The organism is Pseudomonas bohemica (assembly GCF_002934685.1).
GTDB lineage: Bacteria > Pseudomonadota > Gammaproteobacteria > Pseudomonadales > Pseudomonadaceae > Aquipseudomonas > Aquipseudomonas bohemica.
On record NZ_NKHL01000104.1, the window covers coordinates 57986 to 82266 of the forward strand.

The 24281-nt window shown below is 60.1% G+C and carries 20 protein-coding genes; 14 read left to right on the top strand and 6 right to left on the bottom strand.

Annotated elements, in window-relative coordinates:
• Positions 1–5 precede the first annotated feature (5 nt).
• From murD to lpxC, 9 genes are all read left to right on the top strand, one after another.
• Positions 6–1352: a UDP-N-acetylmuramoyl-L-alanine--D-glutamate ligase gene (gene murD, locus CE491_RS11775; protein ID WP_110948519.1), complete on the top strand. Its 1347-nt coding sequence runs from the start codon at positions 6–8 to the stop codon at positions 1350–1352.
• Positions 1349–2566 (top strand): putative lipid II flippase FtsW, encoded by a 1218-nt coding sequence (ftsW, locus tag CE491_RS11780; protein ID WP_110948520.1) that lies wholly within the window; start codon positions 1349–1351, stop codon positions 2564–2566. The genes murD and ftsW overlap by 4 nt, the downstream gene beginning before the upstream one ends.
• Entirely contained in the window at positions 2553–3626 is a 1074-nt protein-coding gene (gene murG / locus CE491_RS11785) for an undecaprenyldiphospho-muramoylpentapeptide beta-N-acetylglucosaminyltransferase (RefSeq protein WP_110948521.1), read from the top strand. The genes ftsW and murG overlap by 14 nt, the downstream gene beginning before the upstream one ends.
• Positions 3619–5079 (top strand): UDP-N-acetylmuramate--L-alanine ligase, encoded by a 1461-nt coding sequence (murC, locus tag CE491_RS11790; protein ID WP_110948522.1) that lies wholly within the window; start codon positions 3619–3621, stop codon positions 5077–5079. The genes murG and murC overlap by 8 nt, the downstream gene beginning before the upstream one ends.
• Positions 5076–6035 carry a D-alanine--D-alanine ligase gene (locus tag CE491_RS11795; protein ID WP_110948523.1) on the top strand — a complete coding sequence of 320 codons (960 nt, stop codon included), beginning with the start codon at positions 5076–5078 and terminating at the stop codon, positions 6033–6035. Before murC ends, CE491_RS11795 begins: the two co-directional genes overlap by 4 nt.
• Positions 6036–6038: 3 nt before the next feature.
• A complete protein-coding gene (locus CE491_RS11800; RefSeq protein WP_110948524.1) occupies positions 6039–6908 on the top strand; it encodes a cell division protein FtsQ/DivIB in 870 nt (289 codons plus the stop codon).
• A gap of 15 nt (positions 6909–6923) precedes the next feature.
• Positions 6924–8183, top strand: a complete 1260-nt coding sequence (ftsA, locus tag CE491_RS11805; RefSeq protein WP_093461795.1) for a cell division protein FtsA — start codon at positions 6924–6926, stop codon at positions 8181–8183.
• A gap of 63 nt (positions 8184–8246) precedes the next feature.
• Positions 8247–9437 (top strand): cell division protein FtsZ, encoded by a 1191-nt coding sequence (gene ftsZ, locus CE491_RS11810; RefSeq protein WP_062384185.1) that lies wholly within the window; start codon positions 8247–8249, stop codon positions 9435–9437.
• Positions 9438–9549: 112 nt separating this feature from the next.
• On the top strand, positions 9550–10461 hold the full coding sequence (gene lpxC, locus CE491_RS11815; RefSeq protein ID WP_108236924.1) for a UDP-3-O-acyl-N-acetylglucosamine deacetylase: 912 nt from the start codon (positions 9550–9552) through the stop codon (positions 10459–10461).
• 116 nt (positions 10462–10577) lie between these two features.
• On the opposite strand, the gene CE491_RS11820 is transcribed toward lpxC, so the two are convergent.
• Positions 10578–11042 (bottom strand): DUF721 domain-containing protein, encoded by a 465-nt coding sequence (locus CE491_RS11820; protein ID WP_110948525.1) that lies wholly within the window; start codon positions 11040–11042, stop codon positions 10578–10580.
• 318 nt (positions 11043–11360) lie between these two features.
• Between CE491_RS11820 and secA the strand changes: the two genes are divergently transcribed.
• From secA to CE491_RS11835, 3 genes are all read left to right on the top strand, one after another.
• Positions 11361–14111, top strand: a complete 2751-nt coding sequence (gene secA, locus CE491_RS11825; RefSeq protein WP_110948526.1) for a preprotein translocase subunit SecA — start codon at positions 11361–11363, stop codon at positions 14109–14111.
• Positions 14112–14247: 136 nt separating this feature from the next.
• Positions 14248–15465, top strand: coding sequence for a bifunctional glutamate N-acetyltransferase/amino-acid acetyltransferase ArgJ (gene argJ, locus CE491_RS11830; protein WP_110948527.1), 1218 nt, complete (start codon positions 14248–14250; stop codon positions 15463–15465).
• Between the two features lie 160 nt (positions 15466–15625).
• Entirely contained in the window at positions 15626–16576 is a 951-nt protein-coding gene (locus CE491_RS11835) for a Nudix family hydrolase (protein WP_110948528.1), read from the top strand.
• A 123-nt stretch (positions 16577–16699) separates the two neighbouring features.
• On the opposite strand, the gene CE491_RS11840 is transcribed toward CE491_RS11835, so the two are convergent.
• From CE491_RS11840 to CE491_RS11850, 3 genes are all read right to left on the bottom strand, one after another.
• The gene (locus CE491_RS11840) at positions 16700–17278 is read right to left on the bottom strand and encodes a cob(I)yrinic acid a,c-diamide adenosyltransferase (RefSeq protein ID WP_110948529.1); all 579 of its coding nucleotides are present in this window, start codon (positions 17276–17278) and stop codon (positions 16700–16702) included.
• Between the two features lie 4 nt (positions 17279–17282).
• Complete coding sequence (locus tag CE491_RS11845; protein ID WP_110948530.1) at positions 17283–19337, bottom strand: sensor histidine kinase; 2055 nt, start codon at positions 19335–19337, stop codon at positions 17283–17285.
• Positions 19338–19420: 83 nt separating this feature from the next.
• A complete protein-coding gene (locus CE491_RS11850) occupies positions 19421–20341 on the bottom strand; it encodes a putative 2-dehydropantoate 2-reductase (protein WP_110948531.1) in 921 nt (306 codons plus the stop codon).
• A 172-nt stretch (positions 20342–20513) separates the two neighbouring features.
• Between CE491_RS11850 and CE491_RS11855 the strand changes: the two genes are divergently transcribed.
• Both CE491_RS11855 and CE491_RS11860 read left to right on the top strand, forming a co-directional pair.
• Positions 20514–20999, top strand: coding sequence for a YajQ family cyclic di-GMP-binding protein (locus CE491_RS11855; RefSeq protein ID WP_110948532.1), 486 nt, complete (start codon positions 20514–20516; stop codon positions 20997–20999).
• A gap of 166 nt (positions 21000–21165) precedes the next feature.
• Entirely contained in the window at positions 21166–22020 is an 855-nt protein-coding gene (locus CE491_RS11860; RefSeq protein WP_110948568.1) for a mechanosensitive ion channel family protein, read from the top strand.
• A gap of 184 nt (positions 22021–22204) precedes the next feature.
• Here the strand turns inward: CE491_RS11860 and CE491_RS11865 are convergent, their stop codons facing one another.
• Both CE491_RS11865 and CE491_RS11870 read right to left on the bottom strand, forming a co-directional pair.
• The gene (locus tag CE491_RS11865; RefSeq protein WP_110948533.1) at positions 22205–23764 is read right to left on the bottom strand and encodes an AmpG family muropeptide MFS transporter; all 1560 of its coding nucleotides are present in this window, start codon (positions 23762–23764) and stop codon (positions 22205–22207) included.
• A 42-nt stretch (positions 23765–23806) separates the two neighbouring features.
• Positions 23807–24175, bottom strand: a complete 369-nt coding sequence (locus tag CE491_RS11870) for an MGMT family protein (protein WP_110948534.1) — start codon at positions 24173–24175, stop codon at positions 23807–23809.
• Between the last annotated feature and the right edge of the window lie 106 nt (positions 24176–24281).

Consider the following 24281-nt stretch of genomic DNA (forward strand, 5'->3'; position numbering starts at 1 on the left):
ACAGAGTGTCACTGATCGCTTCCGACCACTTCCGCATCATTGTCGGCCTCGGCAAGAGCGGCATGTCCCTGGTTCGCTTTCTGGCGAACCGGGGCGTGTCGTTTGCCGTCGCCGATACGCGGGAGAATCCTCCGGAGCTGGCGACCTTGCGTCGTGACTACCCGCAGGTGGAAGTGCGTTGTGGTGAGCTGGATGTCGAATTCCTTTGCCGCGCTGACGAGCTGTACGTGAGCCCCGGTCTGGCGCTGGCGACGCCTGCATTGCAGCAGGCTGCGGCCCGTGGCGTGAAGCTGTCCGGTGATATCGAGCTGTTCGCGCGTAGCGCGAAAGCGCCGATCGTTGCCATCAGTGGCTCCAACGCAAAAAGCACAGTGACCACCCTGGTCGGCGACATGGCCCTAGCGGCTGGCAAGCGCGTGGCGGTGGGCGGCAACCTTGGCACGCCGGCGCTGGACCTGCTCAGCGACGACATCGAACTGTACGTCATGGAACTGTCGAGTTTTCAGCTGGAAACCACCGATCAGCTGGGGGCCGAAGTCGCCACCGTACTCAACGTCAGCGAAGACCACATGGACCGCTACAGCGGCCTGCCGGCGTATCACCTGGCCAAGCACCGAATTTTCCGTGGCGCTCGTCAGGTCGTGGTCAATCGCCAGGACGCGCTGTCGCGACCATTGATCGGCGAAGGCGTGCCGTGCTGGACCTTTGGTCTGAACAGACCTGACATCAATGGCTTCGGTCTGCGAGAAGAGAACGGCGAAAAGTACCTGGCATTCCAGTTCGACAACCTGATGCCGGTCAGCGAGCTGAAAATCCGCGGCGCCCACAATCAGGCCAATGCCCTGGCAGCGTTGGCCCTGGGGCATGCCGCCGGTCTACCGTTCGAGCCGATGCTCGAGGCGCTGCGCAGTTTTGCCGGGCTGGTTCATCGTTGCCAGTGGGTCCGCGAGCTGAGGGGTGTCAGTTATTACGACGACTCCAAGGCCACTAACGTCGGTGCCGCACTGGCGGCCATCGAAGGGCTGGGTGCGGACATCAACGGCAAGCTGGTACTGATCGCCGGTGGCGATGGCAAGGGTGCGGATTTCTCCGCCCTCAAAGCCCCCGTTGCCACCCATTGCCGCGCCGTCGTCCTGCTGGGGCGCGACGCAGAACTGCTCGCCGCGACCTTCGGCGATTCGGTGCCTCTGATACGCGTCAAAACATTGGAAGAAGCTGTGCAACGTGCTGCCGAATTGGCTCTGGAAGGGGACGCCGTGTTGCTGTCCCCGGCCTGTGCAAGCCTGGATATGTTCAAGAATTTCGAAGAGCGCGGACGTCTGTTCGCCCAGGCTGTGGGGGACTTGTCATGATCTTTGGCGTGATCAAGCCTTATCCATCGCCGATCATCAGCGGTCGTGGCGTCGACGTCGACTTCCCGATGCTCGCCGGTTGCCTGGCGTTGCTGGGCCTGGGGCTGGTGATGATCACTTCCGCATCGTCCGAAGTGGCCGCGGTGCAGTCGGGCAACGCGCTGTACATGATGACCCGCCACCTCATCTACCTGGTGCTGGGCCTGGGCGCCTGCATTGCCACCATGATGATTCCAGTCGCGACCTGGCAACGTCTGGGCTGGCTGATGCTGATCGGCGCGTTTGGTCTGCTGGTGTTGGTGATCGTGCCCGGCATCGGGCGCGAAGTGAATGGTTCGATGCGATGGATCGGCTTCGGCATGTTCAACGTACAACCGTCTGAAATCGCCAAGGTCTTCGTAGTGATTTTCCTGGCCGGTTACCTGATTCGTCGTCAGCAGGAAGTTCGCGAGAGCTGGATGGGCTTCTTCAAGCCGTTCATCGTGCTGTTGCCAATGGCCGGTCTGTTGCTGATGGAGCCTGACTTCGGGGCCACCGTGGTGATGATGGGCTCGGCGGCTGCGATGCTGTTTCTTGGCGGAGTTGGGCTGTTTCGTTTCACCCTGATGGTGGCGCTGGCGGTGGGCGCGGTGTTCGTGCTGGTTCAGGCACAGCCTTACCGGATGGCGCGGCTGATCACCTTCACCGATCCCTGGTCCGATCAGTTCGGTTCGGGTTACCAGCTGACTCAGGCGCTGATCGCCTTCGGTCGCGGCGAGTGGTTCGGCGTCGGTCTGGGCAACAGCGTTCAGAAGCAGTTCTACCTGCCCGAAGCGCACACCGACTTCGTGTTCTCGGTGCTGGCTGAAGAGCTGGGCGTCGTGGGTTCGCTGGCGACCGTTGCGTTGTTCGTGTTCGTCAGTATCCGTGCGATGTATATCGGCATGTGGGCCGAGCGCGCCAAGCAATTCTTCGCCGCTTATACCGCTTACGGTCTGGCCTTCCTGTGGATTGGTCAATTCCTGATCAACATCGGCGTGAACGTCGGCCTGTTGCCAACCAAGGGCCTGACTCTGCCATTCCTCAGCTACGGCGGCAGCTCGCTGATCATCTGTTGCGCGAGCCTGGGCCTGTTGCTGCGTATCGAGTGGGAATCGCGCAACAACATGGGCAGTGAAGAGGCCGAGTTCAACGAGAGCGATTTCGCCGAGGAGCCTACTCATGGCCGTCGGTAACGTCTTGATCATGGCCGGCGGCACTGGCGGACACGTGTTCCCCGCGCTGGCTTGCGCTCGCGAGTTTCAGGCGCGGGGCTACACCGTGCATTGGCTGGGCACGCCGCGCGGCATCGAGAACGAGCTGGTGCCTGCGGCCGGTCTGCAGCTGCATTTGATCAACGTCACCGGTCTGCGCGGCAAGGGTCGTCTGTCGTTGCTCAAGGCGCCGTTCATGTTGCTCAAGGCGTTGTTGCAGGCGCGCAAGGTCGTGCGTGAGCTCAAGCCGGTGTGTGTCGTCGGTTTTGGTGGCTACGTGACCGGTCCTGGTGGGTTGGCCGCCAGGCTTGCAGGGGTTCCGCTGATCATTCATGAGCAGAATGCCGTTGCAGGTACAGCCAACCGTAGCCTGGCGTCGTTTGCCGCTCGTGTTTGCGAGGCGTTCCCGCAGACGTTCGCGGCATCTGCCAAGCGTCGTACCACCGGCAATCCGGTACGTGCCGAGCTGTTCTTTGAAACACCGCGTCAGGCTTTGGTCGGACGCAAGCCGCGGTTGCTGGTGCTGGGTGGAAGCCTGGGGGCCGAGCCACTGAATAAATTGCTGCCTGAGGCGTTGGCCCAGGTGCCCGCAGAGTTGCGGCCTGAGGTGTTTCATCAGGCGGGCAGGAAACACGATGAAGTCACCACCGAGCGGTATCGCGCGGCGGGTGTCGAGGCGCAGGTCGCCCCCTTCATCAAGGACATGGCCCAGGCCTATGGCTGGGCGGATCTGGTGGTTTGCCGCGCAGGCGCACTGACCATCAGCGAACTGGCGGCCGCTGGTCTGCCGTCGTTGCTGGTGCCGTTGCCCCACGCAATCGACGATCACCAGTCGCGCAATGCCGAATATCTGGCTCGTGAAGGCGCTGCCTTCGTGATGCCGCAAGCGACAACTGGCGCCGCCGAGATGGCGGCTCGCCTGAAAGAGGTTTTGATGCAACCCGAACAATTGAAGCGCATGGCTACCACGGCCCGCCAACTGGCCAAGCCGGATGCCACCAACACCGTCGTTGATGTCTGCCTGGAGGTGGTCCATGGTTGAGAGTCAGCGTGCGATGCCACAACCGGAAATGCGCCGTATCCGTCGCATCCACTTCGTCGGTATCGGCGGCGTGGGCATGTGCGGGATTGCCGAAGTGTTGTTGAACCTGGGCTATGAAGTGTCTGGTTCCGACCTCAAGGCATCGCCTGTGACCGAACGTCTCGAATCGTTCGGCGCGCATATCTTCATCGGCCACCGCGCCGAAAACTCTGCGGCGGCTGACGTGCTGGTCGTTTCCAGCGCGGTGAACACCTCCAACCCGGAAGTGGCGACTGCCCTCGAACGTCGTATTCCGGTGGTGCCACGCGCCGAAATGCTGGCTGAGCTGATGCGTTATCGCCACGGCATTGCGGTCGCCGGTACCCACGGCAAGACCACCACCACCAGCCTGATCGCCTCGGTATTCGCCGCCGGTGGCCTTGACCCGACTTTCGTGATTGGCGGTCGTCTGAACGCGGCGGGCACCAACGCTCAGCTCGGCACCAGCCGTTACCTGATCGCCGAAGCGGATGAAAGTGACGCCAGCTTCCTGCACCTGCAACCGCTGGTAGCCGTGGTCACCAACATCGACGCCGATCACATGGCGACCTATGAAGGCGACTTCAACAAACTGAAGAAAACCTTTGTCGAGTTTCTGCACAACCTGCCGTTCTACGGTCTGGCCGTGGTCTGCACCGATGACCCGGTCGTGTGCGACATCCTGCCGGCGGTCAAGCGTCCGGTGGTGACTTACGGCTTTAATGAAGACGCCGATGTGCGCGCGATCAACGTGCGTCAGGACGGCATGCGTACCCACTTCACGGTTCTGCGCCGCGATCACGCACCGCTGGATGTGTCGGTGAACATGCCTGGCAATCACAACGTGCTCAACTCGCTGGCGACCATTGCCATTGCGACCGACGAAGGCATCACCGACGAAGCCATCGTTCAAGGCTTGTCTGGTTTTCAGGGCGTGGGCCGTCGCTTCCAGGTTTATGGCGAACTGCCGGTCGAAGGCGGCAACGTGATGCTGGTGGACGACTACGGTCACCATCCTCGCGAAGTTGCAGCGGTGATCAATGCCGTGCGTGGAGGCTGGCCGGATCGTCGTCTGGTCATGGTCTATCAGCCACACCGTTACAGCCGGACCCGCGATCTGTATGACGATTTCGTGCAGGTGCTCAACGATGCCAATGTCCTGCTGTTGATGGAAGTCTATCCGGCAGGCGAAGAGCCGATTCCCGGCGCTGACAGCCGTCAGCTGGCACACAGCATTCGTCAACGTGGTCAGCTGGACCCGATTTACATCGAGCGTGGCGTGGAACTCGCGCCGCTGGTCAAGCCGCTGCTGCGTGCTGGCGACATCCTGCTGTGTCAGGGCGCTGGTGACATCGGCGGTCTGGCTCCGCAACTGCTCAAGAGCCCATTGTTCACGGGCGCCATTGTGGCCTCAACCGAAGGTAAGCTGAAATGACAGCCGCCGCGCAAGTCTCCCTGTTCTCGACTCTGGAGCCCAAAAGCTTCGGTCGGGTGGCCGTGCTCTTCGGTGGCAAGAGTGCGGAGCGGGAGGTTTCCCTGAAATCCGGCAATGCGGTGCTCGAAGCGCTGCAGAATGCGGGTGTCGATGCGTTCGGTATCGATGTGGGCGACGATTTGCTGCAGCGTCTGGTCAGCGAGAAGATCTATCGCGCATTCATCGTGCTGCACGGCCGTGGTGGCGAAGACGGCACCATGCAAGGGTTGCTGGAGTGCCTGGAAATCCCCTACACCGGCAGCGGCGTACTGGCTTCGGCGCTGGCGATGGACAAGCTGCGCACCAAGCAGGTCTGGCAGAGTCTGGGCCTGCCGACTCCGCGTCACGCGGTGCCGGGCAGCGAATCGGATTGTATTTCTGCGTCGACGGAACTGGGCTTTCCTTTGATCGTCAAACCGGCACATGAAGGCTCCAGTATCGGTATGGCCAAGGTGACCAGCGTCGACGAATTGATCGCCGCATGGAATGCCGCCATTACCTACGATTCACAAGTGTTGGTCGAACAATGGATTGAAGGTCCGGAGTTCACCGTCGCCTCTCTGCGTGGCCAGGTATTGCCACCCATCGGCCTGGGCACCCCTCACAGTTTCTACGACTACGACGCCAAGTACCTGGCTTCCGATACCCAGTACCGGATTCCTTGCGGCCTCGACGCAGCCAAAGAACAGGAACTCAAGGCACTGACCGCCCGTGCCTGCGAAGCCGTGGGCATCGCCGGATGGTCGCGCACCGATGTCATGCAGGACGTCAATGGCAAGTTCTGGCTGTTGGAAGTCAACACCGTGCCCGGTATGACCGATCACAGTCTGGTGCCCATGGCCGCCAATGCCGCGGGTCTCGATTTCAAACAGTTGGTGTTGGCGATTCTGGCCGACAGTGTCCAGGTGCGGGGGTAAATCATGCTCGGCGCGACGGTACGTCATCAGCAATCCTCTCCGAGCCGCAAGCCGGTGCCTCGTGGTGCCAGCCGCATGGTGGCCAAGGAGCCTCTGTCAGCGCGCATGCCCAGGCCGAATTTCGGCTTCCTGCGCAGCCTGATGTGGCCCGTGCTGCTGGTGGTGTTCGGTTTCGGCACTTACGAAGCGGCGCAGCGCCTATTGCCGTACGCCGATCGGCCGATCTCGCGGATCAATGTTCAGGGTGACCTGAGCTACATCAGCCAGCAGGCCGTTCAGCAGCGCATCGCGCCGTTCGTGGCCACCAGCTTTTTCAACATCGATCTGGCCGGTATGCGTACCGAGCTCGAGCAGATGCCGTGGATCGCCCACGCCGAAGTCCGCCGCGTGTGGCCGGATCAAGTGGTGATCCGCCTGGAAGAACAATTGCCGGTTGCGCGCTGGGGCGATGAAGCCCTGCTGAACAACCAGGGCCAGGCGTTCACCCCGCGTGAACTGGCCAACTACGAACACCTTCCGCAGTTGTTCGGGCCTCAACGGGCTCAACAGCAGGTGATGCAGCAGTACCAGGTATTGAGCCAGATGTTGCGCCCGCTGGGCTTCTCCATCGCTCGCCTGGAACTGCGCGAGCGAGGCAGCTGGTTCCTCACCACCGGCGCAGGCAACGCAGGCCCGGGCCTGGAATTGCTGCTGGGACGAGGCAATCTGGTTGAGAAGATGCGCCGCTTTATCGCCATCTACGAAAAAACGCTTAAAGAACAGATCACCAACATTGCGCGAGTCGACCTGCGTTACAACAACGGCCTTGCCGTCGGTTGGCGTGAGCAGGCGTCAGCGCCAACGACGGACAAACCCGCCGTCGCGAAGAATTGATAAGAGGCAGGACCCATGGCAAACGTGCAAAGCGGCAAAATGATCGTCGGATTGGATATCGGCACCTCCAAGGTGGTGGCGCTGGTAGGCGAAGTCGCGGCTGATGGCACGCTGGAAATCGTCGGTATTGGCACCCACCCGTCACGCGGGCTGAAGAAGGGCGTGGTGGTGAATATCGAGTCGACCGTGCAGTCGATTCAGCGCGCAGTCGAAGAAGCGCAGCTGATGGCGGGCTGCCGCATCCACTCGGCGTTCGTCGGTGTCGCCGGCAATCACATTCGCAGCCTGAACTCCCACGGCATCGTGGCGATTCGTGACCGCGAAGTGAGTTCGGCTGACCTTGAGCGCGTTCTCGACGCTGCTCAGGCCGTGGCTATTCCGGCCGACCAGCGCGTCCTGCACACCCTGCCGCAGGATTACGTGATCGATAATCAGGAAGGCGTTCGCGAGCCACTGGGCATGTCGGGCGTGCGTCTGGAAGCCAAGGTTCACGTGGTGACCTGCGCCGTGAACGCTGCGCAGAACATCGAGAAGTGCGTGCGTCGCTGCGGTCTGGAAGTTGACGACATCATTCTCGAGCAACTGGCCTCGGCCTACTCGGTCCTGACTGATGACGAGAAAGAGCTGGGCGTGTGTCTGGTGGACATCGGCGGCGGCACCACCGACATTGCGATCTTCACCGAAGGCGCGATCCGTCACACCGCCGTGATTCCGATTGCCGGTGATCAAGTCACCAACGACATCGCCATGGCCCTGCGTACCCCTACGCAGTACGCCGAAGAGATCAAGATCCGTTACGCCTGCGCCCTGGCCAAACTGGCTGGAGCGGGCGAGACCATCAAGGTCCCGAGCGTTGGCGATCGTCCGCCGCGTGAACTGTCGCGTCAGGCACTCGCTGAAGTGGTCGAGCCGCGCTATGACGAACTGTTCACACTGATTCAGGCCGAACTGCGTCGCAGCGGCTATGAGGATCTGATTCCGGCCGGCATCGTGCTGACCGGTGGTACTTCGAAAATGGAAGGCGCGGTGGAACTGGCCGAGGAAATCTTCCATATGCCGGTGCGCCTGGGCGTGCCGCACAGCATCAAGGGTCTGGCGGACGTGGTTCGCAACCCGATTTACTCCACCGGCGTCGGCCTGTTGCTGTATGGACTGCAAAAGCAGTCTGACGGCATCTCGCTGTCCGGCCTTTCCGGCTCCGGTAGCAGTTATAGCGATGAACCGAAGGCTCCGGTGTTTGAGCGTCTCAAACGCTGGGTTCAGGGGAATTTCTAAGATTCAAAAAGTGGTAGGCAGGCAACAGGCGACATAAAACTAGAGAACTGAAGGAGAGGGAACATGTTCGAGCTCGTAGACAACATCCCACAAAGCCCGGTAATTAAAGTTATCGGCGTCGGCGGTGGCGGCGGCAACGCAGTCAACCATATGGTCAAGAGCAACATCGAAGGCGTTGAGTTCATCTGCGCCAACACCGATGCTCAGGCCCTGAAAAACATTGGTGCGCGCACCATTCTGCAACTGGGTACCGGCGTGACCAAGGGCCTGGGCGCAGGTGCGAACCCTGAAGTCGGTCGTCAGGCCGCACTGGAAGACCGTGAGCGCATCGCGGAAGTCCTGCAGGGCACCAACATGGTCTTCATCACCACTGGCATGGGTGGCGGTACCGGTACCGGTGCAGCCCCGATCATCGCCGAAGTGGCCAAGGAAATGGGCATCCTGACCGTAGCGGTCGTGACCCGTCCGTTCCCGTTCGAAGGTCGCAAGCGCATGCAGATCGCCGATGAAGGCATCCGCGCGCTGTCCGAAAGCGTCGACTCGTTGATCACCATTCCCAACGAGAAGCTGCTGACTATCCTGGGTAAAGACGCAAGCCTGCTGTCGGCTTTCGCCAAGGCAGACGATGTACTGGCCGGTGCCGTTCGCGGTATCTCCGACATCATCAAGCGTCCAGGCATGATCAACGTCGACTTCGCTGACGTGCGCACCGTGATGTCCGAAATGGGCATGGCGATGATGGGTACTGGTGCTGCAAGCGGTCCTAACCGTGCGCGTGAAGCCACCGAAGCGGCCATTCGCAACCCGCTGCTCGAAGACGTGAACCTGCAGGGTGCCCGCGGCATTCTGGTCAACATCACTGCCGGTCCTGACCTGTCTCTGGGTGAGTACTCGGACGTGGGTAGCATCATCGAAGCGTTCGCCTCCGAGCACGCCATGGTCAAGGTCGGTACCGTTATCGATCCGGACATGCGCGACGAGCTGCACGTGACTGTGGTTGCCACCGGCCTGGGCGCGAAAATCGAGAAGCCTGTGAAGGTCATCGACAACACCATGCAGACCGCTCAAGCCGCACCCGTGCAGCAACAAGCAGTCCGTCAGGAACAGCCATCGGTGAATTACCGCGATCTGGACCGTCCTACCGTGATGCGCAATCAGGCTCACGCAGGCGCGACAGCCGCGGCAAAAATGAATCCGCAAGACGATCTGGATTACCTGGATATTCCAGCGTTCCTGCGACGTCAGGCTGATTGATGAGTTCTATCAGGGGTATAAGGGTGATTGGTGTTCAGCAAAGGCGAGGTCTGCTATCATCGCCAGCCTTTGTTGATACTAATTCGCGATATGCGCTGAAGCGGCCAATGCCATGATTAAACAACGCACCCTGAAGAATATTATCCGTGCCACAGGTATCGGCCTGCACTCGGGGGAAAAGGTTTACCTGACCCTCAAACCTGCACCTGTGAACGCTGGCATTGTGTTTTTCCGTACCGACCTCGAGCCGGTCGTCCAGATCAACGCGCACGCGCTGAATGTGGGCGATACAACGCTTTCCACAACGCTGTTCAATGGCGACGTGAAGGTCGATACGGTTGAACACTTGCTGTCGGCCATGGCTGGCCTTGGCATCGATAACGCCTACGTTGAACTCTCTGCCTCCGAAGTTCCAATCATGGACGGCAGCGCAGGTCCCTTCGTATTCCTGATTCAGTCAGCTGGCCTGGAAGAACAGGACGCACCGAAGAAATTCATACGCATTTTGAAAGAAGTCTGCGTTGAAGAAGACGGTAAATACGCCAAGTTCGTGCCGTTCGAAGGTTTCAAGGTGAGTTTCGAAATAGATTTCGATCACCCGTATCTGAAGAACCGTACACAAACTGCAAGCGTCGACTTCTCCAGCACTTCGTTCGTTAAAGAAGTGAGCCGCGCGCGTACATTCGGTTTCATGAAAGACATCGAGTATCTGCGCAAACACAACCTTGCACTGGGCGGCAGCGTTGAAAACGCTATCGTCGTGGACAAGGACGGCGTGTTGAACGAAGACGGCCTGCGTTACGAGGACGAATTCGTCAAACACAAGATTCTGGATGCCATCGGTGACCTGTATCTGTTGGGCAACAGCCTGATCGGCGAGTATCAGGGCTTCAAGTCGGGACACGGTTTGAACAATCGTCTGCTGCGTGCGTTGATTGCACAGGAAGATGCTTGGGAAGTTGTGACCTTCGAAGATGCCAGTACCGCACCGATCTCGTACATGCGCCCTGTAGCGGCGGTGTAACAGTTTCTTCTTCTCTGTTTGAATATTTAAGGCCACCTTTGGGTGGCCTTTTTTATCGGTGATTTTGGGAAGGCGGCGTTGGATTTAGGGTGCATATCCTTTATGCGGCGCTGGTGTTATGCCCCAGATTCCCTGGCCTTCCCATGCGCCGCCAACCGCTCCAGCGCCGCGCACAGCTTAGGATCACTGATCCCCTCAGCCGTCTCATGAATCGTCTCCGCCGCAGCCGCCGAAAGATCCCTCGATTGACCAACAGCAGCCCGATGGATCGTCGCAGGCTGTACCTTTAGCTGCAGCCGACTCAGATTGGCGAACTCCTTGAACGCAACCAACTGCCGCTGCAAACGCTTCTGCTGATAACGCAAACGCGTCGCCCAATGCCCATCGGTAACGATGAGCAGCAACGTACCCTCACGCCATGACGCGACATGGCAATGCTCACGGGCAGCCGGTTGCAACTGGCTTTCCAGCAAACGCTGTAAATGCGCCAGCCGCTGAGCATGATTGAAGATCGCTTTGAGGGGCCTGGCCTCACGCAACAGCACCGCCGGTGCGCGAGCGTGTAAGGGACGAAATGCCATGAGAGTTGCCTTTTGATACAAGCCCGTGATGTTATCAGAAAGCACCGACCGCCCTTGCGGGCATTGGAGTCAGCCCTGTCATACCTGTCGATTTGTGAAAAAACATTAATCAAACTTCTGGCCCTTGCGGGTTGAAGTCCGAAGAAATGACCCTATTGTACTTCTGCCCCGTAACATTGCTGTGCCAGCATCGTGGAATAACGCCACTTTCCTCACCACCATTTCCGGGTAGAATGCTCGTTCGCATGCGGCCATGAGGGCTGCACGGGCGACTCACGGGGCCGCCCTCCATCCCTATGTGTGGAAGATCCTGTCGATATGTTTGCACCTTTGTTAAAAAAACTTTTCGGAAGCAAAAACGAGCGCGAAGTGAAGCGCATGCTCAAGACGGTTCAATTCGTCAACAGCTTCGAAGAGCAAATGGTGGCCCTTTCGGACGAGCAACTGCGCGCCAAGACCGAAGAGTTCAAGGCCCGCATAGCCAAAGGTGAGACCCTCGATCAGCTCCTGCCTGAAGCGTTTGCCGTCTGCCGTGAGGCGGGTAAGCGCGTCATGGGGATGCGCCACTTCGACGTTCAGCTGATCGGCGGCATGACACTGCACGAAGGCATGATCGCCGAAATGCGTACCGGTGAAGGCAAGACCCTGGTGGCGACACTGGCGGTGTACCTCAACGCGCTGTCCGGCAAGGGCGTGCACGTTGTGACCGTGAACGACTACCTGGCCCGTCGTGACGCCAACTGGATGCGTCCGCTGTACGAATTCCTCGGCCTGACCGTAGGCGTCGTCACACCATTCCAACCGCCTGAAGAGAAACGCGCCGCTTACGGTTCGGATATCACTTACGGCACCAACAACGAATTCGGTTTCGACTACCTGCGCGACAACATGGCGTTCAGTCTGGAAGACAAATTCCAGCGCGAGCTGAATTTCGCCGTGATCGACGAAGTGGATTCGATCCTTATCGACGAAGCCCGTACGCCGCTGATCATCTCTGGCCAGGCTGAAGACAGCTCCAAGCTCTACACCGAAATCAACAAGCTGATCCCTAAACTCGAGCAGCACATCGAGGAAGTGGAAGGCGTAGTGACCAAGCAGGGCCACTTCTCCATCGACGAGAAATCCCGTCAGGTGGAGTTGAACGAGGCCGGTCACCAGTTCATCGAAGAAATGCTCACCGAAGTCGGCCTGCTGGCCGAAGGCGAGAGCCTGTACTCGGCGCATAACCTCGGCCTGCTGACCCACGTCTATGCCGGTCTGCGTGCGCACAAGCTGTTCCATCGCAACGTCGAATACATCGTTCAGGACGGCCAGATCCTGCTGGTCGACGAACACACCGGCCGTACCATGCCGGGGCGTCGTCTGTCCGAAGGCCTGCACCAGGCGATCGAAGCCAAAGAGCACCTGAACATCCAGGCCGAGAGCCAGACCCTGGCTTCGACCACGTTCCAGAACTACTTCCGTCTGTACAACAAGCTGTCCGGCATGACCGGTACCGCAGACACCGAAGCGTTCGAATTTCACCAGATCTACTCGCTGGCCGTAATGGTCATCCCGCCGAACAAGCCGTTGGCACGTAAGGACTTCAACGACCTGGTCTACCTGACCGCCGAAGAGAAATACCAGGCGATCATCACCGACATCAAGGCTTGTCTGGCCGAACAACGCCCGGTATTGGTGGGTACGGCGACTATCGAAACCTCTGAACACATGTCCAACCTGCTGCGCAAGGAAGGCATCGATCACAAGGTTCTGAACGCCAAGTTCCACGAGAAAGAAGCGGAAATCATCGCCCAGGCCGGCCGTCCGGGTGCGCTGACCATCGCCACCAACATGGCCGGTCGGGGTACCGACATCCTGTTGGGCGGTAACTGGGAAGTCGAAGTTGCCAGCCTCGAAGACCCGACCCCTGAGCAGATCGCACAGATCAAGGCCGACTGGCAGAAACGTCATCAGCAAGTGATCGAGGCCGGTGGCCTGCACGTGATCGCTTCCGAGCGGCACGAATCCCGTCGTATCGACAACCAGCTGCGTGGTCGCGCCGGTCGTCAGGGCGACACCGGTTCGAGCCGTTTCTACCTGTCGCTGGAAGACAGCCTCATGCGCATCTTCGCCTCTGACCGGGTGAAGAACTTCATGAAGGCGCTGGGCATGCAGTCCGGCGAGGCGATCGAGCACCGCATGGTGACCAACGCCATCGAGAAGGCGCAACGCAAGGTAGAAGGCCGCAACTTCGACATTCGTAAGCAACTGCTCGAGTTCGACGACGTTTCCAACGAACAGCGTAAAGTGATCTACCACATGCGTAACAGCCTGCTGGCTGCGACCAACATTGGTGACACCATCGCCGAGTTCCGCGAAGAAGTGCTCGATGCCACCATCAGCTCGCACATTCCTCCACAGTCCCTGCCTGAGCAGTGGGACGTGTCGGGTCTGGAAGCCGCGCTGAACAGCGATTTCGGCGTGAAGCTGCCGATCCAGCAGTGGCTGGACGAAGACGATCACCTGCACGAAGAAAACCTGCGTCCGAAACTCCTGGAAGCCATCATGTCGGCTTACAACGAGAAAGAAGACCAGGCCAGCGCCGAAGCCCTGCGTACCTTCGAGAAGCAGATTCTGCTGCGCGTCCTGGACGATCTGTGGAAAGACCACCTGTCGACCATGGACCACCTGCGTCACGGTATCCACTTGCGCGGCTACGCTCAGAAGAATCCGAAACAGGAATACAAGCGCGAGTCCTTCACCCTGTTCCAGGAACTGCTGGATTCGATCAAGCGCGACACCATTCGTGTGCTGTCCCACGTTCAGGTTCGCCGTGAAGATCCAGCCGAAGAGGAAGCGCGTCTGCGTCGCGAAGCCGAAGAACTCGCGCAGCGCATGCAATTCCAGCACGCCGAAGCGCCAGGTCTGGATCAGCCGGATGCGCTGGCCGAAGAGGGTGAAGACATTGCCGTTGCTGCAGCCACTGCTTTGTCGCCGGTGCGTAACGATCAGAAGCTGGGTCGCAACGAGCTGTGCTGGTGTGGCTCGGGCAAGAAATTCAAACACTGTCACGGTCAGATCAATTAAGCCGCAAACGTCGGCCCGCTTCATCTGAACCGTCATACCACGCCGCGACCGGCCCAGCCGTCGCGGCGTTTTTCAATCGATCGCGCCGTATCGGTCATTCCGCGGACGGCCTGAATTTTTCAAGGAGCGCATTTTCATGGCTGTTGGTCTTGGTCCCCTGCCGACGCTGCACCCGGTTCCCGGTTTCGAACTCGGCATCGCCTCTGCCGGTATCAAGCGCCCTGGGCGCAAGGACGTCGTTGTCATGCGCTGCGCTGAAGGCTCCAGCGTCGCGGGCGTGTTCACGCTGAACGCGTTTTGCGCAGCACCGGTTATTCTGGCCAAGCAACGCGTACAAGGCACCGTGCGTTATCTGCTGACCAACACCGGCAACGCCAACGCGGGTACCGGCGAGCCGGGTCTGGCGGCTGCCGAGCGCACCTGCGCCAGGCTCGCCGAGATCACCGGAGTCGACGCCAGCGCCGTGCTGCCATTTTCCACGGGTGTCATCGGCGAGCCGCTGCCTGTGGAAAAGATCGAGGGCGCACTACACGCCGCGCTCGACGATCTGTCCGTTGATAACTGGGCGGCTGCGGCCACCGGCATCATGACCACCGATACCTTGCCCAAGGGCGCCAGCCGTCAGTTTCAGATCGACGGTGTGACGGTCACCGTCACCGGCATCAGCAAAGGCGCGGGCATGATCCGTCCGAACATGGCGACCATGCTCGGCTACATCGCCACCGACGCCAAGGTCTCACAGAGCGTGTTGCAGGACCTGATACGCGACGGCGCCAACAAGTCGTTCAACCGCATCACCATCGACGGCGATACCTCCACCAATGACTGCTGCATGCTGATCGCCACCGGTCAGGCCAACCTGCCGCAAGTCACCGAAGCCAAGGGCCCGCTGTTCGATGCGTTGAAAAAAGCCGTGTTCGAAGTGTGCATGGACGTCGCGCAGGCCATCGTGCGTGACGGCGAGGGCGCGACCAAGTTCGTGACGGTTGAAGTCAACGGCGGCGGCAATCATCAGGAGTGCCTGGACGTCGGCTACACCGTCGCGCATTCGCCGCTGATCAAAACCGCGCTGTTCGCTTCCGACCCGAACTGGGGCCGCATCCTGGCCGCTGTGGGCCGTGCCGGTGTGCCTGATCTGGACGTGAGCAAGATCGATGTGTTCCTGAGCGGCGTGTGCATCGCCAGCAAAGGCGCGCGGGCCACCACCTACACCGAAGAGCAGGGCTCGGCGGTGATGGCTGAAGAGGAAATCACCATCCGCATCGAGCTGGGCCGTGGCGATTGCAGCGAAACGATCTGGACCACCGATTTGTCCCACGAGTACGTGAAAATCAACGCGGAATACCGCACCTGATTTCGGATTCACTAAGCTCTGCTGAGCTGTAGCAGTACGGCTTGTTCGCGGCGGCGTTCCTGAAGTCGCCGCCGCTTGGCAAGTGGAACGCCGCCCGGCCGGTCAGCTACAGGCGATACTCGATAGTGTCGTAGCGGGCAGTACCAGAGGAAAGTTAAAGGTGAAACGAATCCATGTAGCTGCCGCGGTCATTCGTGGCACGGACGGCAAGATTCTCATTGCCCGGCGCGCTGACGAGCAGCATCAGGGTGGCCTGTGGGAGTTTCCCGGCGGCAAGGTCGAGCCTGATGAAACCGTCGAAGCCGCCTTGGCCCGCGAGTTGAAGGAAGAGTTGGGCATCGTGGTTGCGGCTGCGCGCCCTCTGATCAAGATCAGGCACGACTACCCGGACAAGCAGGTGTTACTCGATGTCTGGGAAGTCTCGTCGTTTACCGGCGAGCCACACGGGGCGGAAGGCCAGCCATTGGCCTGGGTGTCCAACCGGGACTTGGCCGGCTACGAGTTTCCTGCAGCGAATCAGCCAATCGTGGCCGCTGCACGTTTGCCGGGCGAGTACCTGATCACCCCGGACGCCCTGGAAACCCCACAGCTGCTGCAAGGCATACAACGGGCCATTGCCGGCGGCATCAAGCTGGTTCAACTGCGTGCGCCGAACGGGTACGACCCCAAATATCGCGACGTTGCGGTGGACGCGGTGGGACTTTGTGCGGGCAAGGCCCAGTTGATGCTCAAGGGCCCGCTGGAGTGGCTGGGCGACTTTCCGGCTGCCGGTTGGCACCTGACCAGCGCGCAATTGCGCAAGTACGCCAGCAAGGGCCGTCCGTTTCCTCAAGACCGCTGGTTGGCGGCCTCATGTCACAACGCCGAAGAACTGTCCCTGGCCGAGCAAATGGGTGTGGATTTCGTCACCTTGTCGCCCGTACAGCCCACGCAAAGCCACCCGGATGCGCAGCCGTTGGGGTGGGAACAGGCGCGAGAATTGATCGACGGATTCAGCAAGCCGGTTTATCTGCTGGGCGGGGTCGGTCCGTCAGAGCGTCAGCGCGCGTGGGAAAACGGCGCGCAGGGCGTGGCGGGGATTCGGGCGTTCTGGCGGAACGGGTTTGATTGATATCTACCGGACAGGCGCCAAACCTCGGTAGGAGCGCGCTTGCCCGCGAATGCGATCGTCTTATACCTCTGCGTGCCTGACACACCGCAATCGCGGGCAACTGCGCTCCTACAAAGGTTGTGATTAGTTCGGTTTCTTCGCCGCTTGCCACAGAATCTCCGCCACGCCCTGCCGACGCGCGATGATCCGCGCTGCGACGAACAGCAGGTCCGACAAGCGATTGATATACGCCAGGCCTACCCCGGCCAGCGGTTCGATGGCGTTCAGGTGCTGACAACGGCGTTCGGCACTGCGCGCCAGGCTGCGACACATGTGGGCCTGTGCGATCAATTCTGAGCCCCCCGGCAGAATGAAATTCTCCAGTGGCCCCAGTTCGTCGTTCCAGACATCGATGGCCGCTTCCAGCCGTTCGATTTCCGCGGTACTCAACGCCTGGTATTGCGGCATCGCCAGTTCGCCACCCAGATCGAACAGCCTGTGCTGACAGGGTGCCAACACGTCGATGATCTCCCGCAGCGCTGGCGTTTCCTCCGCGAAACCTTCAAGGCTCGCCAGCAGCAGTCCCAACTGACTGTTCAGCGTATCGACTTCGCCGATGGCCTCGACCCGCGGATGATCCTTGGGCACCCGGCGGCCGTCACCCAAGCCGGTTTCGCCCTTGTCGCCGGTGCGTGTGTAAATTTTCGACAAGCGAAATCCCATGGTTCTACTCCCGGTCGTTCTGACCAATGATCTGAGGGGGCGGCACGTTCATCGGATTGCCCGCCAATGGCAGTCGTAGCGTGAAACAGGTGCCTTGGCCGAGGGTAGAGTGCACCTCCATCTGGCCCTTGTGGTTGTTGGTGATGATGAAGTACGACACCGACAGCCCAAGCCCCGTGCCCTGACCAATCTCCTTGGTGGTGAAGAACGGCTCGAAGGTGCGTTTGCGTACGGCTTCGGACATGCCAATACCGTTGTCTTCGACCTGAATTTCCGCCCACGGCGGATTGAGGCGCGTGCGCAAAATGATGCGTCCCGGCTCGGTCTCGTTCTCGTTCTCGCGCTGATGAATCGCCTGGGCTGCGTTTTTCAACAGGTTCAGCAACACCTGTTCCAATTCGTTGGCTGTACCCGGCACCGGGCCCAGCTTGGGGTCGAACTGGCGAATGATGTTCTGGCCCTTGAAGTCGAAACCGATGGTCAGGTCAAAGTCGTTGCTGGCAATTTCGACGGCCTGATCAATCAACGCTGGCAGGTCGCACGGCGCCATCTGCCGATTGCTGCGCCGGCTGAAACTGAGCATGTGGCTGACGATCTTCGCTGCTCGGGCGCCGGCCTGTTGAATGCCGTCGAGCAGCTGCGGCACTTCGCGGGCACTGAGGTACTGATTCACTGCGTTGAGTTCTATGCCTTCTTGCTCGGCTTGCTCCAGGTTCTTCGGCAGTTCGGGGGACAGGCGCCGACGAATGTTCTGCACGTTGTGCATGATCGCGCCCAACGGATTGTTGATCTCGTGCGCCATGCCAGCGGCCAGACCGCCCACCGAGAGCATTTTTTCCGACTGCACCATCATGTCTTCCAGCGACAGGCGTTGAGTGATGTCGTCGATGCGGATCACGACGCCACGGCCAGCGCCGCCGGTAAGCGGATAGAACGTCAGTGCGAAGTGGCGGGTCAGCTCACCCTTGACCCAGGTCACCCGCTCGATTTTGGTGACCCCGTGGCGTTCGACGGTCTGCCTGATCTGCGGCAGAAACGCCTTCATCGGCGGGAAGGCCAGAAAGATCGGCTGATTGAGCGCTTCGTCCAGCGGCGTGCCGGAGAGGGCGCCTGCCTCCTGGTTCCATTGCGTGACGTACAGCTGCTCATCAAGTGCAATCAGCGCTGACGGCATGGAATCGATGATGCTGTTCAGATAATTCTGAAAGCCGGTAAGTTTTTTCTCGATCTTGCTGCGTACCTGAACTTCCAGCTCCAGCTTGCGATTGGTATGGCGCGTCTCTTCGGCAAGCCCCTGAGCCTGATCGTAAGCTTCTTGAGAGTCATCGCGTGCGCGCTTGAGCTGCTGCTCGCGGGCCTCCATGCGCGACAGCATGGTGTTGAACGCCTCAGCCAAAGAGCCGATTTCGTCCTGATTGCCGGGGCCAGCTCGCAGGGCGTAGTTCTCTTCGCGAGTCACGCGGCGCGACAGCTCTTCGAGTTGGTAAATCGGCTCGGTGATGAAACGGCGAATCTGCCGCGCCACGCCCGCCCACAGCAACACGCTGAAAATCAGGATGCCCAGGCTGGCCGTCAGCGTGCCGGTGTAGAAGGCTGTCGGCAGTTCGCTGCTCGCCACCAGCAACAGGTGCCCCGGCGCCTGGCCCTGTTTGGGGATCGGGATCACCTGGGTATTGCGAAATTCGGTGATCCGCCAGCTTTCGAGATTGCGGTAATGATCGGGCAGCCGCAGCTTGTCGCCCTGTTGCACCTGCGCCAGTCGGTTGCCGCTGCTGTCGTAAACGGAGGCAGCGCGGAGCGGCTCATAGTTCTTCAGCTCCTTGAGCAGCGCCTGAGCGTGATAGGGCGAGGACAGCGCCTGCTCGGACAGGCCGGGGTTGCTGATCAGTCGGCCGATCGTCTGCAAGGCCTGAGGCGCCATGGCCTCTTGAGAGATGTAGTAGGCGGCGCTGATGAAGGTCAGATTGGCGACCAGCAGGACGGTGGTCAGCAATACCAGCAGAGCGGCCAGCAATTTCTGGCCGACCGGCAGGTTTTCGAGGCGCTGGCGCAATGGCATGGACGGGGTCACTGGCAGATGAGGAACAGGCAGGTTAGCGCTGTTCCGGCCCAGAGCAAACCCGCGATGCACGATTGACGGACCTAGTCGCTCGGCAGGCCTTTTACTTTCAGATGCTTGATCAACCGCTCGCGGAGTCGATTCAGAAGCGGCGCCTGGCAGCCATGACGTTCAGCAGCGATGCAAAGGTAGCCCAACAGGTAACTGATCTCGGTTCTGCGCCCCTCAGACACGTCCTGATACATCGACGAGTAGTTAGCCGCCGTGGCCGCAATCACCCGGTTCACCTCCTCGTGCAGACCGGCAGCGGCCTGAGCATGACCGCAACATTTCAGCACTGCCACCAATTCGTCGCACAGCGCGCCGACATCGCCTGCATGGGCCTGTAATTCCCCGTTTCGACAGTCATGCAGCACCGTTAGCGGGTTGATTGCACAGTTCAGCGCCAGCTTTCGCCACAGGCGGTCGAGAATATTCGGGGTCCATTGGTGCGCAATACCGGCTGCTGCAAGCTCATCAAGCCAGACCGGGGCAGGGCGTTGCTGTGCATCGCCGAGCCAGTTGGCGCCTTGTCCGGCGAAGACCACGCTGAAGTCCTCGTCCCGAAACGCGCCTTCGGTACTGGAAACGAAGATGCAGCGCGCCTGCGAAACCAGAGCGGCAACCGCCTCCTGACTGCCGAGGCCATTCTGCAACAGCAGTACCTCGGCACCGGGCGCCAGCCGCGGGGCGATGCGGGCTACTGCACGTTCGGCGTCATAGGCCTTGCAGGCCACCAGCAGACGCACGATGGGCTGCGGATCGTCCAGCGTTTGCGCCGGAATAGGGAACGTCTGCCGCTGGCCTTGCTCGCTCAGTGTCAAGCCGCCCTTGGCGTTGTAAGCCTTCAGGCGTTCTTCGTGACGCAGGATCAGCCGGACCGGCAATCCTGCGCGCGCCAGCCTTGCCGCCCACAGACCGCCGAGACTGCCTGCGCCGAGTATGTGCCAGAGGGTGGATTTCACAGGGCGTCACGCCGCAGGTCGTCAAGCCGCGATGGAAAGGAAAACGAAAACGACATCGCAGGCTCACATGAACAGGGGAAAAGTCTCGTTATAATGACCGGGCTTTCATACCGTCAAGTCAGGCGTGCTCCATCTACATGTCGAGCCGCGCCGTATCAATTGGAGAATCTACATGCCCTCGTTCGACGTAGTGTCCGAACTGGATAAACACGAAGTCACGAATGCCGTCGACAACGCGATCAAGGAGCTGGACCGTCGCTACGACCTCAAAGGCAAAGGCAGCTTCGAGTTCAAGGAAAAGGACCTCACCGTCAACCTGACCGCCGAGGCCGACTTTCAGCTTGAAGCGATGGTCGAAATCCTCAAGCTGGCCCTGGTCAAGCGCAAGATCGACGTGCAATGCCTGGAAGTGAAGGACGCCTATGCTTCCGGCAAGTTGATGAAACAGGAAGCCGTGCTCAAGGAAGGCATCGACAAGGAGTTGGCGAAGAAGATCGTCGCTCACATCAAAGACGCCAAGCTCAAGGTTCAGGCTTCCATTCAGGGCGAGCAGGTGCGCGTGACCGGCAAGAAACGTGACGATCTGCAGGAAGCCATCGCGGCCCTGCGCGGTCACGAATTCGGCATGCCGCTGCAGTTCAACAACTTCCGCGATTGATCACCCCGGCGACTTGCCTCTGCTTTTTGCGGATGGATTTGGCCGCTGCACCGGAACCTGAACGGTTTGTGCGCGTCCGAGTGCAAGTCCCTTTGAATCGATGGCGCCCTGGGGGTGTCATCGTTTCTGTCTTTCGTTTCGCGACCACAAGGAGCACTCAATGGATCTGGATTTGAACGGCCAGATGGATCATCTGGTCAAGGCTTCCCAAGCCTGGCTTCCCATGGTCATGCAGTACGGTAGCCGCGTGCTGCTGGCCGTTATCGTATTGCTGGTGGGTTGGTGGCTGATCAATAAGCTGACTTCCAAGGTCGGCGCGTTGTTGGCACTGCGTCACGTGGATCTGGCACTGCAAGGCTTCATCAGCAGTCTGGCCAACATCATTCTGAAGATTCTGCTGATCGTCAGCGTCGCCTCGATGATCGGTGTCGAAACCACTTCATTCGTTGCCGCGATCGGTGCGGCCGGCCTGGCCATCGGTCTGGCGTTGCAAGGCAGCCTTGCCAACTTCGCCGGCGGGGTGCTGATTCTGCTATTCCGTCCGTTCCGCATTGGCGACTGGATCGAAGCGCAAGGCGTGGCAGGTACTGTTGACAACATTCAGATCTTCCACACGATCATCCGCACTGGCGACAACAAGACCGTGATCTTGCCCAACGGCAACTTGTCGAACGGCATCATCACCAACACTAACCGTCAGCCAACCCGCAAGATCACCTTCGACGTGGGCATCGACTACGACGCAGACCTCAAGCAGGCGCTTGGCGTGTTGACGGAAATGGCTGACGATCCGCGCGTGCTGCAAGATCCGGCACCGCAAGCGGTGGTAGCGGCATTGGGCGACAGCTCGATCACCGTATCGCTGCGCGTCTGGACCAAGACTGGCGACTTCGGTGATGTATCCAACCGCTTCAACGCCGAGATCCGCGATCGTCTGCGCGCCGCCAACATCGACATCCCGTTCCCGCAGCGGGTAGTTCGTGTGGTGCAGGAACAGCAGGAAGCAGTGCCTCAGCGTTGATCCTGCGCGTTGAAACGACAAAAGCCCCGACTCGTGAGAGATCGGGGCTTTTTGTTGGAGCCAGCCGTGCATTTCTGTTTCTGCCCGGAGGGCGTAGGCGTCCGGCTTGCCGATGACCTGGCGCAAAGCGGCAAGCCAGACGCCTACGGCCTCCGGCCAAAATCAAAAGCACATCGGCGCGAAATCATGGCCTTTCGGTAACCGGTGCGTCGGCAGGCTTTTCTTCCTCATCCCGCGTTTCCTTGCGCAGTTCCTGCGCCCAATGCAGGGCAATCATGAACAGGGTCGGTACACCCATCAACGCTGTTGCCAGGAAGAAGTTGTGATAGCCCAGCTTCTCCACCATCACACCTGAATATCCCCCGATCAGACGCGGCAACAGCAGCATGATCGAGCTGAGCAGCGCGTATTGGGTGGCGGAAAACTTGAGGTTGGTCAGGCTCGACAGATACGCCACGAACGCCGAGGTCGCCAGACCCGAGCTGAAGTTATCCAGGGAGATCGTGACGATCAGCATCTTCAGGTTCGGGCCCATGTCGGCCAGCATCAGGAATAGCAGGTTGGTCGCCGCCGAGGTGGCGCCGCCAATGAACAGGATCGGCAAGATGCCGAAGCGCACGATCGCCAGACCGCCGAAGGCTGCGCCAAGCAGCGTCATCACCAGGCCGAAGATCTTGCTGACGCTGGCGATCTGGTCCTTGGTGAAACCCTGATCGATATAGAACACGTTGGCCATCACGCCCATGACTGTGTCGGACATGCGATAGGTGGCGATCAGGCCGAGCAACAGGAACGCCTGCCAGCGATAACGCAGGATGAAATCGTTGATCGGGGTCAGCACCGGCGCCAAGCCGCGTCGGCCCATGGACGACAGGCAGGCGGCCGTCAGCACGGTGTAGAGAATGGCGCGCAGGAAGGCGCGGTCTTCCATCAAAAGGCTTTTCCAGGTGGTGCCCTGGAACAGCACGCTGGCGAAATCAGTGTTGTACAGCTGGGTGAACATCGCCGGAACGGACACCAGCAGGATGATCAGCACGAACACCGACGCCAGCTGATGCGCGAAGCCGTAGCGCGCCGCCGACAGCTGGGTGCGCAGCGGCACGGCGGGTTCGCGCATGACCAGCGTGGTTACCAGCGCAGGCAGCATGAGCAGGCCGAACAGCACATAGGTGCCGGTCCACGCGGAGTGTTTGTAGGCAAAGCCGGTGGACCCGAAGCCTTCAGCGAAATACAGGGCGCCTGCCGTGGCCAGCAGGGCGGCGACGCGATAGCCCGCCATGTAGCTCGCCGCCAGAGTGGCTTGCTGGCTTTCGGAGGCAATCTCCAGACGGTAGGCGTCGATGGCGATGTCCTGGGTCGCCGAAGAGAAGGCCACCAGCACGGCGATTGCGATCAGCCAGGATAGATGTTGTTGCGGGTCGCAAAAACCCATGCCGATCAAGCCCAGCGTCACCAGCGATTGCGAAAGCACCAGCCATGAACGACGACGCCCCAATTTGCCAAGCAGTGGCAGGCGCCATTGATCCAGCAGAGGCGACCAGACCCATTTGAAGGCATAGGCCAGGCCGATCAGGCTGGCGTAGCCGATGGTTTCACGAGCGACACCGGCCTCACGCAGCCAGACCGAGAGGGTGGAGAACACCAGCATATAGGGCATGCCCGCAGCGAAGCCGAGCAACAACAGCACGAACGTAGAGGGGCTGGCATATGCGGCGAGCGCGGCGCGCCAGGTTTTGCGGGGCATGGGCTGGAATCTGCCTCAGTTTGCGTGAACAAAGCGCGCACTCTAACCGTTGTGCTCTGTCGGACGCCAGCCATGCCGTTGCATATCCACACGATTGTTACGGATGGTCACGCCTTCGGCTCGCAAACGCACGCGCTGTTCCTCGCCGGAAACGGTTCCGGCGGCCAGGCTGAGCTTTCCGCCAGCACCCAGAACGCGATGCCAGGGCAGGGTGCTGCCATCTGGCAACTGGCTCAGGGTGCGGCCGACGAAACGTGCCGCTCGTCCTAAACCGGCCAGTTCGGCCAATTGGCCGTAACTGACCACCTTGCCCTCCGGCACCTGGTGCAATGTCAGGTAAAGCGCCGTGCGCCGGGCCTCTGCGGGAGATAACCCGGTCAGGTCGTCGAGGAGGGGAGAGTGTTCGGTCACGCATTCGTTCCTGTTTAAAGGGCCAGCGGGAATTTTCGATAAGGAACTAGGGAAATTTCCTACGGTCAGTGATACCTGTGCCAGCTTTCCTTGGATTACCTTGATG

Bases quoted from the DNA above. Each gene is read 5' to 3' on its own strand.
- ftsW (WP_110948520.1), top strand. From the start codon at position 1,349: ATGATCTTTGGCGTGATCAAGCCTTATCCATCGCCGATCATCAGCGGT.
- murG (WP_110948521.1), top strand. From the start codon at position 2,553: ATGGCCGTCGGTAACGTCTTGATCATGGCCGGCGGCACTGGCGGACAC.
- murC (WP_110948522.1), top strand. From the start codon at position 3,619: ATGGTTGAGAGTCAGCGTGCGATGCCACAACCGGAAATGCGCCGTATC.
- CE491_RS11795 (WP_110948523.1), top strand. From the start codon at position 5,076: ATGACAGCCGCCGCGCAAGTCTCCCTGTTCTCGACTCTGGAGCCCAAA.
- CE491_RS11800 (WP_110948524.1), top strand. From the start codon at position 6,039: ATGCTCGGCGCGACGGTACGTCATCAGCAATCCTCTCCGAGCCGCAAG.
- ftsA (WP_093461795.1), top strand. From the start codon at position 6,924: ATGGCAAACGTGCAAAGCGGCAAAATGATCGTCGGATTGGATATCGGC.
- ftsZ (WP_062384185.1), top strand. From the start codon at position 8,247: ATGTTCGAGCTCGTAGACAACATCCCACAAAGCCCGGTAATTAAAGTT.
- lpxC (WP_108236924.1), top strand. From the start codon at position 9,550: ATGATTAAACAACGCACCCTGAAGAATATTATCCGTGCCACAGGTATC.
- CE491_RS11820 (WP_110948525.1), bottom strand. From the start codon at position 11,042: ATGGCATTTCGTCCCTTACACGCTCGCGCACCGGCGGTGCTGTTGCGT.
- secA (WP_110948526.1), top strand. From the start codon at position 11,361: ATGTTTGCACCTTTGTTAAAAAAACTTTTCGGAAGCAAAAACGAGCGC.
- argJ (WP_110948527.1), top strand. From the start codon at position 14,248: ATGGCTGTTGGTCTTGGTCCCCTGCCGACGCTGCACCCGGTTCCCGGT.
- CE491_RS11840 (WP_110948529.1), bottom strand. From the start codon at position 17,278: ATGGGATTTCGCTTGTCGAAAATTTACACACGCACCGGCGACAAGGGC.
- CE491_RS11845 (WP_110948530.1), bottom strand. From the start codon at position 19,337: ATGCCATTGCGCCAGCGCCTCGAAAACCTGCCGGTCGGCCAGAAATTG.
- CE491_RS11855 (WP_110948532.1), top strand. From the start codon at position 20,514: ATGCCCTCGTTCGACGTAGTGTCCGAACTGGATAAACACGAAGTCACG.
- CE491_RS11865 (WP_110948533.1), bottom strand. From the start codon at position 23,764: ATGCCCCGCAAAACCTGGCGCGCCGCGCTCGCCGCATATGCCAGCCCC.